At 44.3% G+C, this 20,882-nt stretch carries 1 protein-coding gene; it reads left to right on the top strand.

Annotation, left to right across the window (positions count from 1 at the left end; genetic code table 11):
• Nucleotides 1–52: 52 nt before the first annotated feature.
• On the top strand, nt 53–20,882 hold a 20,830-nt coding region (locus WFY05_RS04210), incomplete at its 3' end, for an HYR domain-containing protein (RefSeq protein ID WP_340111476.1).

Below are 20,882 nucleotides of genomic sequence, written 5' to 3'. Positions count from 1 at the left end.
TAAGCTTATTGAAAGATTTTAAGTAAAAAAGAAAAGCCTTAATAACTATTAGGTGACTAAACAACCACATAACCAGACTTTAAAAATAGCTGTATTGTTTATGGCCGCTATTGCTGTGCTTATGGGAACTGCTTCCGTACATGGAAGTAATGTGTCGCCGAATTATCCATTATCAATTTATTCAGAAGGTTCCGGACAACAACTCACACAAGACGATACAATAAACCTCGTTTGTCCGGAAGACCTTTTAGTATATACCGACCTGAATTCCTGCGATGCCCTCGTTACCTCAGGTCTGGCCATTTCAGATCCCGACAACATCATCACTTCACTGACCTGGCAAATGACAGGTGCCACCCGCGATCAGTCGCCAAGCTCGGGTGTGAATCAACTCAGTTCTTACGTATTCAACGAAGGAACCACCGTAATTACCTACCGCGGCAGAACGCGTTACAACAATCCAATCTTCTGCTCTTTTACGGTTACGGTGAGCGATAACCAGGTTCCCCGTCTGATTTATTCACCCGGAAACATCACTGTTTCAAACATTCCGGGTGAGTGTTATGCCAAAGTAAGCTGGACCGAACCTATCGTATCCGATAACTGTGTATCGAACGATAATTTGGTTATTCAATCGAGTCACTCTTCGGGAGATGATTTCCTCGTGGGTGATACCGAAGTTGAGTACCGCATCAGTGATGGCTTAAATGAAACCACGCACAGGTTTACGGTTAGTGTTGTTGATAGGGAAGCCCCCGAACTATCAGCCCCTGAACCCATTGTTATTGTTTGTGGCGAAGAGGTGGAAGATGCTTTTACCGACTGGGAACATTTTGAACAAGCCGGAGGAACAGTAAGCGATAACTGTGCTGTTGATTTCGAAAGCTTCCGTTATGTACGCCAGACCAGTAGCGATATCCGCTGTCCTTACACCATTACACGTACCTATAGTATTGCTGATGTTTATGGAAATGTTACTGAAGTGAAACGCTATATTCAGGTTACGGGTGAGGAGCCGGAGGAAATTGGGGAAGAAGTCATTGTCGGTTTGAAATCTGCTGCAGCGGACTTTACAGCGGTGCAATCCGGTAATTGGAGCGATCCTGCAACATGGGGTGGTGCTGGACCACCGACAGCTTCTGACAATGTCACAATCCCGAATGGAATTACAGTTACTGTTGATGGATCATCTAGTGTACTCGATATCGATATAGCGAGTGGCGGTTCGCTCGATCATTCAGGGGCTACTACTTTACATGTTTATGGAGACTGGACCAACAATGGTAACTATGAAGGTGGAACCAACGGGATAATTGAATTTACCGGAAATAATAGTGTAACCATTTCAGGAAATACAGATTTCGAAGAGCTGATTATTAGTAAAGGAAGCCTTAATACTACCCTCACAATAACTGGAACCAATTCTGTAACAAGTGGGGGTAGTCTAACGATGACAAGTGGTTTGATTACGGTTCCTGGAAGTGGTAGCTTCACGGTAAATTCTTCATTAGGATTGGACATTGAAAAGGATGCAGGTTTTGATGTGACCGGAGGAACACTGACAACCGGTAATTTCACGATAACGAATGAAGGACTGATCCGCGTTAGTTCCGGTACAGCTAATTTCGGGAATACTTCAGGGAATGAGGTACACACTCAGGTTGATGGTGCTTTTATAGTATCGGGAGGAAATGTGAATATCGCCGGAAGGCTATATAATTCAGCTGCTGGGACATTGATATCCGGGATTACATCTGGTATTGAAATTTCTGCGGGGACTGTTACTTTATCTACTGTTGGAAATGGAGAAAGTGGTACTGGTTCACTTCACGTAACGGCGGCCGGTAATTTTGATTTTTCAGGAGGAACTATCGTATTCGAAAGGCCAAGTAATGCTTCTACCGAATTAGACCTGGGACTTTTAAGTGGAACAGGAACAAAAAATACAACCGGCGGTACTTTCCAGTTTGGAAATGCATTTACTCCTTCGAATTCTGTCTTTAATATTTCAAGCGATATTGCACTTGATCAGGTAACTTCCAGTGCCAATGCAGATCTTGTCTTGGAGAGTGATGTGAAAATTAATCAATTATCACTGAATGGCGCCACAACGATCGATTTAAACGGATATGCAATTCAAAAGGAAGTCACGGGAACAGGTTCGTTTACTATTCAGTTGGATGATGGTTCGGGCAACTCAATTCCTGTCACCATTAATCTTACATCTGGTTCGGTTGCTGCAGGTGCCTATATTGAAGTATTGACCACTGATGCGATGCACCCGAACAATGCCAACACCAATAATTATCTTACCCGATACTGGGAAGTAAATACCAGTGGCATTACAAATCCGGTTTATAATGCAACGTTTACTTATTCAAATACCGATATTAATGGTAGTGAATCTGCAATTGCCATGGGGATTTGGGATGGAAGTTTACCATGGGTAAAATATGGTGCTGCGGGTTCCAACACAATTTCAGTTACAGGTGTGGCGGGAACAAGTCTACAGTTTTCCGGAATTACGCTTGCCCCGCCAACGGTAACTGCTTCTGCAACGAATACAACGATTTGTGACGACGATGACATTAATTTAACAGCCAGTGGTTCAGGGGATGCTCCACTCAGTTATTCCTGGACCGGTCCAAATGCATACACATCAACACAGCAAAATCCGACCATTAGCAGTGCGTCAACGTCATATTCCGGGATATATACCGTAACCTTAACTGATGGAAATGGATTTACTGCCACAGATCAAATTGATATTACAGTAAACCCAATTCCAACAGTAGATGGAGTGTCTAATCAAACCGTTTGTAATGGAGATGGGACAACAACCGTTTCATTTTCCGGAACTGCAACTTCTTACAGTTGGACAAACGATAATACATCAATAGGCCTTTCAGCAAACGGGACAGGAAATATTGGATCTTTTACTGCCACAAACGGAGGTAATTCGCCTGTTGTTGCAACCATAACGGTAACACCTGTGTACACGAACAACGGAGTTAGTTGTAACGGTGCCACGGAAACATTCACCATTACAGTTAATCCAACACCAACTGTTAATGCAGTTTCTGATCAAACTGTCTGTAATGGAGATGGGACAACAACCGTTTCATTTTCCGGAACTGCAACTTCTTACAGTTGGACAAACAATAATACATCAATAGGCCTTTCAGCAAACGGGACAGGAAATATTGGATCTTTTACTGCCACAAACGGAGGTAATTCACCTGTTGTTGCAACCATAACGGTAACACCTGTGTACACGAACAACGGAGTTAGTTGTAACGGTGCCACGGAAACATTCACCATTACAGTTAATCCAACACCAACTGTTAATGCAGTTTCTGATCAGGAACTTTGTCATGGGACAAATACAGCTTCTATTAACTTTACAGGAACAGGAACCCGTTACGACTGGACAAACAGTAATACAAGTATTGGTTTAGCAGCAAGCGGTTCTGGTAATATTCCATCATTTACAGTATCCAATACCGGTGGATCGGGACAAGTTGCAACAATTATAGTTACCCCTGTTTATTCGAATAATGGCATTGATTGCTCAGGAGCGACTCAGACATTTACCATCACGGTTAATCCTATTATTACTCCAATTGTTTCAATATCTTCCAGTGAAGGAACCACCATCTGCGAAACAACACCGGTAACCTTTACTGCAAATGTCAGTAATGCCGGTTCAAGTCCTTCTTATCAGTGGAAGTTGAATGGTGTAAATGTAGGTACAGGAACGACCTACATCAACAGCACCCTTTCCAATAATGATAAAGTAACACTTGATGTAACTTCCGATGCCACCTGTCCGGCCACAACTACCAGTAACACAATTACCATGACGGTAAATCCGTTGGTAACACCAACGGTTTCTATTGCTGCTTCTGATAACGATATTTGTGATGGCGATGCAGTTACATTTACCATCAGCTCTATTCAAAACGAAGGTTCTTCTCCTGGTTACCAGTGGTACCTGAATGGATCACCGGTCTCTACCGCTTCTAGTTATGCATCATCATCACTAAACGACGGAGACCAGGTTTACCTGGTGGTTACTTCAAGTGCAACCTGTCCCTCACCGGCCACAGCAACCAGTAATGCGGTTCCAATAACAGTTAATCCATTACTGACGCCTTCAGTAAGTATATTGGAATCTGTTAACGATATTTGTCCTGGGACAAGCGTAACCTTTACCGCCACACCAACAAGCGGAGGTTCCAGTCCTTCCTACCAATGGAAGAAAAACGGATCAAATGTGGGTACTAACAGCCCGGTATTTACAACTAACAACCTTGCAAATAACGACGTGATCACGGTGGTAATGACATCCAGTGAAGATTGTGTAACAAGTTCTACAGCCACAAGTTCCCCGATCACCATGACGGTCAATCCGGGAACACCTGCGGTACCGGGAGCCATTACCGGTGACATTACGGTTTGCGAGGGAACTACCGGATTAATTTACAGTATTTCAGCTGTTGCAGGTGCAACATCCTATAATTGGACAGTACCATCCGGAAGTTGGTCGATTACCAATGATCTGGGTACATCTATCGAAGTAACTGCCGGAGCTTTTGGCGATAATGGAAACATATCGGTCACGGCATCAAACTCGTGCGGTACAAGTTCTGCTCGCACGCTGGGCGTAACGGTGAGCAGCGAATCAATAGCTCCAACTACTATAAATGTTACGAATAACAATACCTGCTTCGGTACCAGCAAAACACTTACGGTAACTGACGGTTCACTGGGCACTGGAGCTACATGGCAATGGTATACCGGCTCGTGCGGCGGGACTTCTGTTGGCAGCGGAAGCAGTATTTCTGTAAATCCGCCAGCAGGAACAACGACAACTTTTTATGTACGTGCTGAGGGTGATTGCAATACCACCGGTTGTGCCGATGTAGATGTTATTGTTCTTCCGGCTACACCGGCACAACCACTTACCATAAGCGGAGATTTATCAACCTGTCCCGGAACAACAGGTTTAACATACAGTATAAGTGCAGTTACCGATGCAACTTCGTATACATGGACCGTTCCTTCAGGCTGGAACATTACAGCAGGGCAGGGAACAACATCAATAACTGTTACCGGAGGAAACTATGGCGATAATGGCAACATTAGTGTAACCGCAACAAGTTCATGTGGAACAGGACCGGCACAAACCCTGGCGGTAACCGTCGATCCGGGGATACCTGAAGTTCCGGGAGTCATTACAGGAGTTTCCGATCTATGCGATGGATCTACAGGAACCTACAGCATAGATCCGGTAGATTTTGCAACAACCTATAATTGGAGTGTTTCCGGCGGCTTATCCATAAGTAGTGGAAACGGAACAACTTCGGTCGATATTACCAATAGTGGTACCGGCGGTACGATTAGTGTGACTGCTGAAAATGGTTGTGGTATAAGCAGTGGCTCAAGCGATTGGCCGGTTAGTGTTGTTGCTGCTCCTCCAAGTGCACCGGACTCGATTGACGGATTAATATCCATTTGTCCGGAACTTTCAACCGTGTATACAACAGTAAATAATGGTGCAGACTACTATGACTGGGATGTTCCTTCAGGTTGGATTATCAATTCAGGACAGGGAACTACTTCTCTTTCAGTTACGGTTCCACTTACGGGCCAGAGTGGGGACGTTAGTGTGACAGCCAATAACGTTTGTGGCCCAAGTCAACCTGTAATCTTCCCGGTTAATGTTTCAACAGCAGATGCATGGGTTAATGCAGGACCTGATGCCGTTGTATGTTTAGGTACAGGTAGTGTTACACTGACCGGAACAGTAGATGGTACTGCCGTTATTGAAGCTGATAAAAAAACATGGGATTGGGTTAATCTTTCAGGTGGTAGCTTAGGACAGGATAAATTAACCACGACTTATACTTTACCCGGTGGAGTTACCGGTGATTTTTATGTTGTCCTAAAGTCAGATGTGAGTGTTGTAGGTTGTAATATGGTTTCGGATACAGTGATGATTCGTGTATTGCCTTATCCTGACGCTGCTGTTGTTTCGACCGGTGGTTCAGTGTGTTCAGGGGAGACTACAACAGTTACTTTGACCGGGACTGCTAACACAACAGTAACTTACAATATCGATGGAGGAGCAAATAGTACGGTAGACCTTGATGATTCAGGTTCGGGTACATTTACGACAGGTGTGCTAATTTCTGGCGCCACTTTATACCTGGTGAGTGCAGACTATACCTCAGGGCCTTCCTGTCCACAAACTTTAAACGTGTCAGAGCCGATCACGGTTGATCCACTTCCAACTGCGAATGCCGGAGCAGATCAGACGATGTGTGCCGATGGAAGTACCACTCTTAACGGAACACTTAGCGGTGGAGCTTTAACAGCCACCTGGAGTGGTGGTACCGGTACTTTTGATGTTGCAACTGATTTAAATGCCGTATATACACCGAGTGCTGATGAAATTTCAGCAGGATCTGTGATTCTTACCCTTACTCCCGATCCAAATGGACCTTGCAATATTGTTCCGGATAATGTTACAATAACCATTGATCCGATACCAACGGTTGATGCGGGAAGCGATCAAAACATTTGTGAGGATGATGTGGCAAATTTGTCGGGTTCATACGGTGGAGCTGCTTCATCTGTAACCTGGTCGACTTTGGGAGATGGCGATTTTGATAATTCATCACTATTTAATGCGGTTTATACGCCCGGTTCAGGAGATATTACAACAGGTTCAGTAGAATTGATCCTGACAAGCGATGATCCGGCAGGAAGTTGTGGTCCGGTTTCAGATACTGTTTTAATAAGCATTGATCCACTGCCAGTTGTAAATGCTGGTTTACCACAAACCATATGCGAAGGGGAGGTTGTGACTATGGCGGGTACTATAACAGATCCTGTTATTACTACCGGTACCTGGAGTGGAGGAACGGGAACATTTGCTGATCCGGCAGTTTTGAATACAACGTATACACCCGGAGCAAGTGATATTGCAGATGGCAGCGTTACCCTTACACTGACCTCCGATGATCCCGGGGCACCGTGTCATGCTGTTTCTGCACAGGTGATCATAACGATAAATGAGGCTGCAACTATAAATGCCGGGCTGGATCAAACCATTTGCGGTGCATCTCCGGTAGTACTGGATGGTTCGATAGGTGGAAGTGCTATTTCTGGTTCATGGTCACATAATGGATCGGGCAACTTTGATGATAATACAAAACTGAATGCAGTGTATACGCCGGGATCCGGCGAATTTGGAACGATCCAAATGATCCTTAAAACTAATGATCCGGGAACAAGCTGCGGAGCTGTTTCAGACACCATGTTACTCAATATCGATTTGATGCCAAGCGCTGATGCAGGTGACGATCAAACTATTTGTTCGGGTGGAACCTTCGCAGTAAGCGGATCGATCGGAGGATCTGCAGGTTCTGCAACCTGGAGTACCAGTGGGGATGGTACTTTCGATGATAATACTGCACCCGGTACCAATTACAATCCTGGTAGCAGCGATATTGCCAATGGCCAGGTATACCTCATCTATACCACTGATGATCCTGTAAACTCTTGCGGACCAGATAAGGATACACTGATCCTTACCATCCAAAAAGAGGTTCAGATCACGACACAACCTGTCAATACCGGTGTTTGTAACCTCGATCCTGCAACTCTTTCTGTCGTTGCGATAGGTGACAACCTAACTTACCAATGGTATAAAGGAACTGCACCCGGAACGCTGCTAACAGATGGCGGTACTATTTCGGGAAGTTCAACAGCCACGCTCCAGTTTAGCAGTGTAAATGCATCGGATGATGGTATTTATTATGTTGAAGTCGGCGGTGCTTCAGAATGTTCAACTGTTCTTTCCGAAGAGATCACCCTGAATGTTGACCAGAATATCAGTATTACAACACCAATTTCCTCTGATACGGTTTGTGTGGGAGACGATATTACGCTTTCGATCGTAGCAGAGCCCGCAACACAACTTTCTTACCAGTGGAGGAAATATGGGGTGGAAATCCCGGGAGAAACAAATAGTTCTATCTCTTTTACAGGGATTGCTTTAGCCGATGCCGGTGATTACGATGTTATATTGAGTGGCTTAACGGGATATACTTGTGATTCGACTATCGCAACTGCCGGAACGCTTACGGTAGAAGATTATGCAACAATTGCATTAACAGGAGGAAGCCTGCTTGATTCTGTATGTACGAATAATGCCCTCACCAGTATTACCATTGAAATAGGTGGGGCAGCAACCGGTATTGATTTTACAGGAACATTACCAACCGGAGTAGACTCATCCTTTAGCGGCACCACGTTCACGATTAGCGGCACCCCAACTCAGGTGGGTGTATTCCCCTATACTGTGGCCACTGTAGGATCATGGTGTGATAATCCATCACTGAGCGGAACAATTACTGTGCTCGATAACGGAACCATTACTCTGGTTTCAGGAAATGCGGATACCTCTTTATGTACTTTTGCACCATTGGAGGATATTGTATTCAGTATCGGAGGGGCTGCCACCGGAGCTCAGGTTACAGGTCTTCCCGCTGGACCAGTTGGGGTGTATAGCTCCGGAACGTTTACGATTAGCGGAACTCCAACAGAAACCGGGACATTTAATTATACCGTAACTACAACTGGGGCACCGTGTATCAATCCAATTTATTCAGGGACCATTGTAAACGGAGATACTGAAGATCCTGTAATCATTACCTGTCCTGATACATTTTTTTCAAATACTGATGGTTCACTTTGTACGGCTACTATACAGGGATCAGATCTGGTCATTTTACCAACTGCAACCGACAATTGTACCGCTCCGGGAGATATTAACATCAACAATAATTTTGATGTACTGTTCCCATCCAACACGGTTCCTGTAGGAAGTCATACAATAACCTGGACTGCTCAGGATGCCTCAGGTAATACAGCGACCTGTGAGCAGATAATAACAGTTATCGATAATGAAGCTCCGTCGATCACCTATTGTCCTGACAGTATATCGGTAGATAACGATGCCGGTCAATGTTCTGCCGCATTATCCTTAACTGATCAGCCAACAGCAACTGATAATTGTACATCACAAACAAGTTTAGTTATTAGCAACAATGCACCTGCAAGTTTCCCGGTTGGTACAACAAATGTTACCTGGACGGTAAGCGATGCTGGCGGAAACAGCACTACTTGTATTCAGGTTGTTACCGTTGTGGATGCGGAATTACCTGTCGTGACCTGCATTTATGATACATTGATTTATTATTCTGATCCCGGAGTGTGCTATTATGACGCACCTGCAAACGATAATGCTTTGAAGACTACTGCTACTGCAAGCGATAATTGTGCCGTTGTTAGCTTTGTTAACGATTATAATAATACGAGTTCACTTGCCGGAGAAGTTTTCGATGTAGGGGAGCACTTTATTACCTGGACTGCTACCGATGCTTCAGGAAATGAGAATTTTTGCTCATTCTATGTCATTGTCTATGACTCAGAAAAACCGGTTATTTTTGATTGTCCTTCAGACATGATAGGACAAACTGATCAAAACGATTGTACGGGTGAGGTTACCATACCTCCGCTAACATTTGATGATAATTGTCCTGATCCGATCCTTACCTGGCAAATGGGAGGGGCAACTTCGGCTGCTGATACCGGACAGATTGGTACTTTTAGGTTTAATGCCGGTCGTACCCAGATTTTTTATACAGTTAAAGATGCAAATGACAGTACTGCCGTTTGCGTCTTCTATGTTGAGGTAATCGATAGCATTCCTCCTACTGCAGTCTGTCATGACATCACCATTCAACTTGATCATTTGGGGGAAGCGGCCATATCGGCAAGTGCAGTTGATTCCGGTTCCTTCGATGATTGTGCTGGTGGTGTGACTTATGTTACAAGCAAACGAAATTTCTATTGTGATGATCTGGGCGACAATGTAGTTACCCTTACCGTGACCGATGGTTATGGTAATAAAGATCAATGTACTGCTACTGTTACTGTGGAGGACGTTACTCCTCCGGTTGCTGACTGTAAAAACATTACCGTAGATCTCGACAGCGCAGGAAATGTTTCAATTGCACATGACGCCGTGAATGGCAATTCGTATGATCTCTGTACGGAGGTTACTTTCAGTACCAGTGATACGGCTTTTACCTGTGCAGATATCGGTCCTAATACGGTTACTTTGACGGTTAGTGATACCAGTGGTAATACTGCAAGCTGTCAGGCTACAGTTACTGTTCGTGATCGGATTCCGCCTGTAATTGACTGCCCGAATGATACGACCGTAAGCGCTGATCCGGATGTTTGTACGGCTAATCTGGATCTGGCCGCCAGTGCTACCGATGTTTGTAGCAATAATCTAACCCTCACCTACACCGACGGATTTGGAAATCCCATCACTTTCCCGCATAATTTTAATAATGGAACAACTACAGTTATAGCAACAGCTGCCGATGAGTACGGTAATAAATCAAGCTGCCAGTTTAATGTAACTGTTGAAGACGATGAAGATCCGACAATTAGCTGCGTGGATACCGTTTGGGGCAATACTAGCAATGGAACCTGTGAAGCAACAGTCGTTAATTTAGGAAACGTTACCACTGATGATAACTGTGGTGTAGCAAGTCTGACCAATGACGCTCCGGCTGTTTACCCGGCCGGTGTTACTATCGTTACTCATGTTGTTACTGATAACAGCGGTAATGCTGACTCCTGTTCAACCGTGGTGGTTATTGTAGATAACCAGGAACCAACCATAACTTGCCCGCCGGCAGTAAACGCAACTGCCGATATTGGTTCATGCGATGCAACAAACGTAGCATTGGGTACTCCAACGGGTTCGGATAATTGCAGTACAATTAGCTTTACCAACGATGCGGATACCATCTTCTCGCTGGGAAATACAATTGTTACCTGGACAGCTACTGATACCAGCGGCAACTCAGCTACCTGTCAGCAACTCGTAACTGTAGCAGATGCAGAGAATCCAACGATAATCTGTGCTAATGATACAACGGTTTATGCCGATGATGATGCCTGTGAGGCCACCGGTATTGTTCTGAATCCACCTGTAGCTGATGATAATTGCGGTGTGGCTTCTGTTACAAATAATGCCCCGGCAGCGATCCCATTTGGCTCAAACACCATTACCTGGACCGTTACTGACAATGGTGGGCTTATAGCAACCTGTGATCAGATCGTAACAGTAGTGGATACTACATCTCCTGTACCTGATATTGATCCGTTGCCGGATAGAAACGGTGATGTATGTGTCGTAACAAACGTAAATACTCCGACAGCTAGTGACAATTGTGGTACCGTCACGGTTACTACCGATTCAGCAACGACTTATACTGAACTTGGCACCTACTATATATTGTGGGTCTACACTGATGCTTCAGGAAATAAAACTGAACAATGGCAAACCGTAAATATTACCAGTTCATCACCTCCTGTAGCGGTTATTCAAAACTTACCAAACATAACAGCACAGTGCGATACCACCATATCTGTTACCCCTAAAGCCACAATGTGTGGAACTGATACCATGTTAGCGACTACAAGTGATCCTTTAACATATAATCAGCAAGGCGAATATATTATTACCTGGACCTATACCTACGATACACTGGTAGCAACTCAGCCCCAACGTGTAATCATTGAAGATACCCAGGATCCGGTGATAACCTGTCCGGTGGATGTCACACAGGAAGTAGATCCCGGCACTTGTGAGGCCACGGTTAGTTTGACTGCTTTGGGCTGTGCTGATAATTGCGGCGATTGTTACATTATAACCAACGATATTTATCCTGCAGGTGGCGCCGATGCTAGCGGTATTTATCCGATCGGAACCACAATTGTAACCTTTACTGCTGAAGATTCTGTCGGTAACCAGGCTACGTGCCAGGTAACTGTTACTATAACTGATACCATTGCTCCACAAATCACATGCCCGGGCGATATTTCTGATTACAGTAATAATAACTGCACAAAAACACTTACAGTTCCTGGTCCAACTGTATCGGATAATTGTGGTAGTGTGGACATTACCTGGAGCCTGAGTGGTGCAACAACAGGTAGTGGTTTTGGTATCATCGGATCGCGTCAGTTTAATAATGGTATCACCACGGTAACTTATACTGCAACGGATACCTTTGGTCTTTCAACCGACTGTAGTTTTACCGTATCAATTGAAGATACAATTTCTCCGGTTATCGGAAGTTGCCCGTCGTTTGTAAATGCTACCACAGATGCCGACGATGCGGACTGTGGTGCTGTGGTTAACTGGACTGAACCGGTAGCTCAGGACAACTGTTCACCGGCTGATAGCCTGGTATGGTCATCCACACACAGTCCCGGAGCAACTTTCCCATTAGGAGTGACAACTGTCGTTTATTCGGTTACCGATGAGAATGGGAATTCTTCGACATGTTCTTTTGATGTGACATTAGTGGATAATACGCCACCTGTTGCTCCTGTGTTAACAAATATAACAGCACAGTGCGACACCACTCCAATAACTCCATATGCGATAGATAACTGTAACGATACGATTTACGGAACAACCATAACTCCTTTCCCCATTAATGACCAGGGACTGACCACCGTAACCTGGGTATTTACAGATAGCACCGGAAATTATTCCACTGCAAATCAACAAGTAACCATTGAAGATCAGGAAGCACCGCAGTGGGTTGATGAAACCATTTTCAACAGTATTCTGAACTTAGAATCGTGTGTTGATCTTACTTTGCCGTCGAACACGGGAATACCCGTTGCTTTGGATAACTGCAGTGAAGTTGCGGTCAGTTATACGGATGTTATTATACAAGGAACTTGTCAGTATAACTATACGATCCAAAGGACCTGGACTGCAAAAGATTCTGTTGGTCTTGTAATCAGGGATGTTCAAACGATATATGTAAGAGATAATACCCCTCCAGTATTAACTTGTAATGATACAGTCGTTGAGACTCCTGATGATATCTGGAATCCTTACACAACACTTGAAGGTATTACCTTTTACGATGAGTGTGGTATAGATACCGTATTCCTGGTGGATGAACAGTATATTTTTACAGATGACGGTGTAGCCGGTTTTTGCCCCGATACTGTATACAGGACTTATGAGGTGTATGACCGTTGTGGAAATCATACCACGTGTTCGCATTTTATTGCTGTCAACGATTTGACTAACTGTAACTATTGTCAGGATACGGTTCCTTATCGACTGGCAGATTTGAACAATGCACCTGACAGTGTTTGGATACTGAATGAAAAGTGGCTGGAACGTGAAGGAGCCTGTTGTTTGTTCACTGACCATAACACTGCTTATGGTTGTATTGCCTTTAACGTATACCTGGATGAAAATGCTGTTGGACTCGTTATGGATATATACAGCCCGGCACCGCCTCAGGGATCTGAATATTTCCGTATCGATTGTTCAGATGAGCAGTACGAACTTGGACAGGTTATTTGTTTGCAGGGTGGACAATTCTATACATTGACCTTCTGTAAACCGGGAGAAGACAAACCTTGGTATGAAATTCGATCCATTGCCGGTGCGATTACGGCTGATTCGCTGACCACACGTGCTGATGTGGAATGTGAAGGCGACTTGCATGTTAGCGGCTTAGAACCGTCGACCATTGAATGGTCGGTAAGTTATCCTTCAGGAGCGGACAGTTTGATGCGTTACCTGGATTTAAGCGATGTTGAGAATCCTGTTTTTACTCCGGATTCTGTTACTCCGGCTCTGATAAAATACCAGGTTTGTGGTACTTTACTTGGAGCACCTGAGTGTGATGGTGATCCTGCAACCGATTGTGATGAAGTCATCGTGAATGTTTTACCGCCGGTTAAGGTTCATCTTGATCAGGATCTTACAGCAATTTGTGAGGATAATATACCACCGATCACTGCCCAGATACCATTCGAGGACCCTGATCTTGTTTATACTTATCAGTGGCTTTATGAGGATGGAACCCCGATTCCCGATGAAACAGGACCTACGTATCAGCCACCGGGATTGGGAAGATTCGGTGTGCGGGTAGCAGAAGTTTCTACAGGAGTAGGTTGTAATACCGACGAATACTATTTCAATGTAGGTCTAGATTCAGTAGGACCTGCCGTAATGATCGTTCCGGATACACTCTTCCTTGATTGTAGTGCCACCGACTTTGAAGAGCAGATAGCACTCTGGCTGGCTGAAGCTTCTGCCTACGATGAAGCAGACACTACGGGTAGTACCAGCGTTGAAGACGATTACACACCTTTTGATCCGGGTTGTGGACATGTTGAAGTAGTCCATTTCACGGCCTACGATATCTGTGGTAATCCAACTATCGATTCTGCGTATATTGTTATTGAAGATGATGTGCCTCCGATAATCAGCCCGGAAGCAGCAGATGCATCTTCAGATTGTTATTCGTTAGATCCAAATGATAATACAGATTATCTTAACTGGCTGGCAATTTACGGAGGCGCAGGTGCAAGTGATGACTGCGATCATCCTGACAGTTTAATCTGGACTGCAGATACAGCAACGGCGGTTTGGTCGGGTGATCCGCAAAACAATACCATTACAGTCACCTTTACGGTTACCGATGCTTGTGGAAATACAGATCAGACTGTTGCGACATTTACCATAGTCGATTCAATTCCTCCAACAATAACATGTCCTGATGATGCATCTGAAATAGCTGCTGCAGATAGTTGTTCAAAAACTCCGACTGCGATCCTCGATCCAATATATTCCGACGACTGTTCAATTCCTGAATTGACATACGAACGCTTGCTTCCGGATGGTTCCAACGATAGTGGAACAGGAACGGTTACAGGAATGAGCTTCCCGGTAGGAACAACCACTGTAATCTATACCGTAACCGACGATGCCGGTTTAACTGATAGTTGTGATTTTACGGTTACTATTGTAGATACAATACCTCCAATTATCGAGTGTGATCTGATCGATGACGTAACAGAAACTCTATCGCTTGATAGTTGCTCAAAAACACCAACTTCATTGCCGATACCCAATTTTTATGACAACTGCTGGGATTATGCTTCACTAACAATCAACTATACTATAACAGGGGCAACAACAGGCTCAGGAAATGGTTTTGTACCAGTGAATACTGTATTTGGGACTGGAACTTCAACCGTAACATACCTGGTTAGCGATCCGGATGGAAACAGCGAAACCTGTTCATTTAATGTAACTATTGTGAATATAACGCCACCTGAACTGGATTGCGACGGCGTTTACGATGTAGCAGAGACCCTTTCGGCAGATAGTTGTTCGAAAACGACTGTTCTGCCACCGGTTCCCAACATTACTTTTACCTGTTGGGACGAAGATTCGTTGACCCTTTCTTATACTATAAGCGGGGCAACAACAGCTTCCGATACGGGGTATGTACCAGCGGATTTCGAATTCAATCCCGGCGTTTCAACCGTAACCTATATAGTTACCGACCCGGATGGCAACAGTGCAAGCTGTCCGTTTACAGTAACTATCGAGAGTGTTAAATCTCCGGAGATCGATTGCGATGGGGTTTACGATGTAGCAGAGACCTTATCAGAGGACAGTTGTTCGAAAACTACTGTTCTGCCACCGGTTCCCAACATTACTTTTACCTGTTGGGACGAGGATTCGTTGATCCTTTCTTATACCATAAGCGGGGCAACATCCGCTTCTGATACGGGGTACGTACCGGTTGATTTCGAATTCAATCCCGGCGTTTCAACCGTAAGCTATATAATCAGCGATCCTGATGGCAACAGTGCCAGCTGTTCGTTTACAGTAACCATCGAGAGTGTTTTGCCACCGGAGATAAATTGCGATGGTGTTTACGATGTAACAGAGACTTTATCGACAGATCGTTGTTCGAAAACGACTGTTCTGCCACCGGTTCCCGAAATTACTTTTACCTGTTGGGACGAGGATTCTTTAACACTAAGCTATTTCATAGAATCGGAATTTGGCGACTGGAATACAACGGGAGTTGATACTGTTCCGGGCGATCTGGAATTTCCGGTTGGAGTGAATACGGTAACGTATACAATAAGCGATCCTGATGGCCATTCGGTGAGTTGCGCATTTACCGTAACCATATTACATGTTGATATACCTTGGCAAGTGTACACCTGTCCGCCAAATCCTGCCAATGAAACCGTTGATTCTTTCTCCTGCGATGCCTGGATTGATATTCTTCCTCCAACGATAGAGGATCATTGTTTGACAGCAAGCTATTCCATAAATCATGACAGCCCATATGCTGCTGGAACCGATTCTACCGATGCCAGTGGTTATTACCCGATTGGGCAGCATACAGTTACCTGGACCATCTCTGATAATTCTGGTAACGATACTACTTGTGTTCAGACTTTTGAAGTGTTTGACCTGAAACCTGTACTTGAATGTCCACCATCCGTAGAAGTTCCTGCCGATTTTAATCAAACCTTTGCATCAGGAGTTGAGGTAGGTTTACCACGCTATCAGGATAACTGTGATTCCATTCTTACCTATACGATTCTGGATCCTTCCGGCAACCTGGATTCTATTTACGGTGATCCTTCAGATATTAACTTGCTAACCGGTGAAAACACCTATGATATTGGTGTTACCACAATTACTTATTATTTCGAAGATGGAAATGGAAATCGTGTAAATTGTAGTTTTACTGTAGAAGTTACAGGTCCTCCGGTTATCGACTGTCCTGATGATACCACTTTGATTTGTGAACAATTTTACGATCCCGGAGGTGCTAAATTAATAGAAGGTATTCCACCAATTGAGTGGACCTATACTATTATTGATCCGGATGGTAGTATTGGCTTAACAGTTACTTATACTAAGAATGTTTTCGAGGATGCTGATCCGATTGGACCTTATTACTTTCAATATGGGACCTCACGCATTACATGGATAGCAACGAATGTATCAGGTGCTGATACCTGCTGGCATGAAATCACTGTAATAGATACCACTCCTCCGGATATAATTTCCTGTGCCGTTCCAAGGGATTTGGAAGGTTGTGATGAAAGTATTATAACAGGTCCTATATTCTCATTGGATACAGCTATTTCTTCTTATGGTGAATTTTCGGATGCGACCAACCAGGGGAATGCAACGGACAATTGTGGAATTGTTGCAGTAAATTATTATGATGCGTCTACAGGATCGTGCCCTACTGTTGTAACCCGTACCTGGACCTTGTATGATGCGGTAGGAAATAATTCAAGCTGTACACAGACAATTACAATTAACGATACTGAACTTCCTATTATAAATTGTCCGTCCGACACCACACTTGAATGTGTGGGCGATACCGCTGGTATACCAATTCATACTACTTTGGTTGATTTTATAGCAGCAGGGAATTCAGCATCAGATAACTGCGGAATAGAAACATTTACTGCTACAGAGGCTGTTAGTGGATCTTGTCCGATGATTATTACACGGACCTACACAGTAACTGATAGTTGTGGTAATTCTAACAGTTGTGTACAGACAATCACCGTTGACGATATCGAAATTCCTCAGATCACGTGTCCGTCTGATACCACATTGGAATGTGTAGGTGATACCGCTGGCATTCCAATTCATACGACCTTGGCTGATTTTATTGCAGCGGGGAATTCAGCATCAGATAACTGCGGAATAGAAACATTTACTGCTACAGAGGCTGTTAGTGGATCTTGTCCGATGATTATTACACGGACCTACACAGTAACCGATAGTTGTGGAAACTCAGCCACCTGCACACAGACGATTACTGTTGATGACCAGGAAGATCCTGTGATCACCTGTCCTGCAGATGCTACATTGGATTGTGTAGGCGATACAGCTTCATACCCGATTTACTATACATTAGCTGACTTTACAGCAGCCGGAAACACTGCTTCAGATAACTGTGGCATCGAAACCTTCGAGGTAACAACCAGCACCAGTGGCAGCTGCCCGATGATACTGGAGCGTACTTACACGATTACCGATAGTTGTGGTAATTCTAATAGTTGTACACAGACCATCACAGTTGATGATACAGTTGATCCTGTTATCAGTTGTCCTGCAGATGCTACCCTGGAATGTGTTGGTGATACTACCTCTTACCCGGTTTATACCACTCTGGCTGATTTTATTACAGCCGGTAATACTGCCACAGATAACTGCGGTATAGAAACCTTCGAGGTAGTAACATCTACCATTGGCACCTGTCCAATGACATTAACCCGAACCTATACTGTTACAGATAGTTGCGGTAATTCGGCCACCTGTACTCAGACTATAACGGTTGATGATACACTAGATCCTGTGATAAGCTGTCCAGTGGATTCTACAGTAATTGTATGTGGTGTTTCCAATATTAATAGCGTTACAGGATTACCTTTCTCAACAACTACACAAACGGTTTCCATGGCTGCATTTACTTCACTTGGTGGAACAGCCACCGATAATTGTGGTATTTTTGAGTTAAGTTATCAGGATACTCAAAGTGGAAACTGTCCGATTGTTGTAACAAGAACATTCACTGCAATTGACAGCTGTGGTAATTCAACTAACTGCATACAAACTATTTCCATAACGGATACCATAAGTCCGGAAATAAGTTGTCCGACAGCAAATGATGTTATTGCTTGTAGTGTTGCTGATGTTAACGCTGCCACAGGTTTACCTTATTCAACCACATTACAAACAATAGCTGTTTCAACTTTCACTTCAATGGGGGGAACCGCCACAGACAATTGCGGCATATATGAGTTAAGTTATCAGGATTCTCAAAGTGGAAGTTGTCCGATAGTGGTGACTCGTATTTTTACTGTGGTAGATACATGTGGAAACACAAACAGTTGTGAACAGACAATTACCATTAATGATACAATAAGCCCGGTTATTAGTTGTCCAGCTGATGATAATGTGATGGCTTGTGATGTCACGTCCTTGGCATCGGCAACTGGACTTTTGTATTCAACCAGTGCCACAACCATTTCTTTAAGCACCTATAACTCGATGGGTGGAACCGCCACTGATAATTGTGGTATATTCGAAATAACCTATCAGGATGCTCAAAGTGGAAGTTGTCCGGTTATTGTAAGCAGAACCTTCACAGCCATAGATACTTGTGGTAATTCAACATCTTGTACACAAACGATTACGATTGAAGATACTGAAGATCCGGTGATCAGCTGTCCAGCAGGAGCGACATTGGAATGTGTTGGCGATACAGCATCTTACCCTATCTACTATACTTTAGCCGACTTTATAGACGCCGGAAACACGGCCACCGATAACTGCGGAATAGAGACCTTTGAGGTGGAAGTAACGACAACTGGCACCTGCCCTATGACACTGACACGTACTTATACGGTGACAGACAGTTGCGGCAATTCCAACAGTTGTACACAGACCATAACAGTTGATGATACGGTGGAACCTGTGATCAGCTGTCCTGCAGATGCTACCCTGGAATGTGTTGGAGATACAGCATCTTATCCAATTTATACTGCATTAGCTGACTTTATAGCAGCGGGCAACACAGCTACCGATAACTGTGGAATTGAAACCTTCGAGGTGGTAACCTCTACCAGTGGTACCTGTCCAATGACCTTAACACGAACCTATACAGTTACCGATAGTTGTGGCAATTCGAATAGCTGTACCCAAACGATTACAGTTGACGATCAGGAAGCTCCTCAAATCACTTGTCCTGCAGGTGCAACATTGGATTGTGTTGGGGATACTACTTCTTACCCGGTTTATACCACTCTGACAGACTTTATTGCAGCGGGTAACACAGCTACTGATAATTGTGGTATTGAAACCTTTGAGGTAGTTGCTACCACCAGTGGTACCTGTCCAATGACCTTAACCAGAACTTATACGGTTACCGATAGTTGTGGCAATTCGAACAGTTGTATCCAGACGATCACAGTAGATGATACCGAAGCTCCGGTAATTTCTTGTCCTGCAGGTGCAACATTGGATTGTGTTGGGGATACTGCTTCTTACCCGGTTTATACCACTCTGACAGAATTTATTGCAGCGGGTAACACAGCTACTGATAATTGTGGTATTGAAACCTTTGAGGTAGTTGCTACCACCAGCGGTACCTGTCCAATGACCTTAACACGAACTTATACGGTTACCGATAGTTGTGGCAATTCGAATAGTTGTACCCAAACGATCACAGTAGATGATACGGTAGATCCGGTGATCAGCTGTCCAACGGATATCAACTCCATTGCTTGTGATATTTCAGGACTGGATACACTAAGCGGCTTTGCATTCTCATCGACTTTGCAAACAATAACAATTGCTGAGTTTAATCTAGTAGGTGGCGTAGCTACCGATAATTGTGGTATCCTTTCTTTGAGTTACCAGGATAGCCAAAGTGGACCATGTCCAATAGTGATTACTCGAACTTTTACAGTTGTTGATTCATGTAATAACTCAGCAACTTGTGTTCAGACGATTACCTTGGATGCACCAGAAGTAACCTTTACAGAGCCAAATGACACGATACTAGATGCCTGTGATTATGCCGACCAGGCGGCTATTGACGCAGCCTACACGGCTTGGCTTGCCGATGTTCTATTGCAGGCAGATGTTCAGGGCGGTTGTGATCCACAGGTCGTCAATGACGGAGGCAGCCAGACGATCCCAACGCTTTGCGGCGGCGGAACGGCAATCGTAACCTGGAGCGTAAGTGATCTTTGTGAAAGTCCTACTTTCGATGCTACCTTCACGGTAACTCCACCGGTTCCACTGACCCTGACACCTCCAGCGAACGAGACCGTTAACGCCTGTGACATTTACGATGCCGACGATAACCAGGCCTCAGCTCAGGCCGCGCTTAACACTGCGT

Source organism: Maribellus mangrovi, from assembly GCF_037646455.1.
GTDB classification, from domain to species: domain Bacteria; phylum Bacteroidota; class Bacteroidia; order Bacteroidales; family Prolixibacteraceae; genus Draconibacterium; species Draconibacterium mangrovi_A.
The sequence above is the reverse complement of the archived record's forward strand: the minus strand, read 5'-3'. Positions and strand labels throughout refer to the sequence as shown.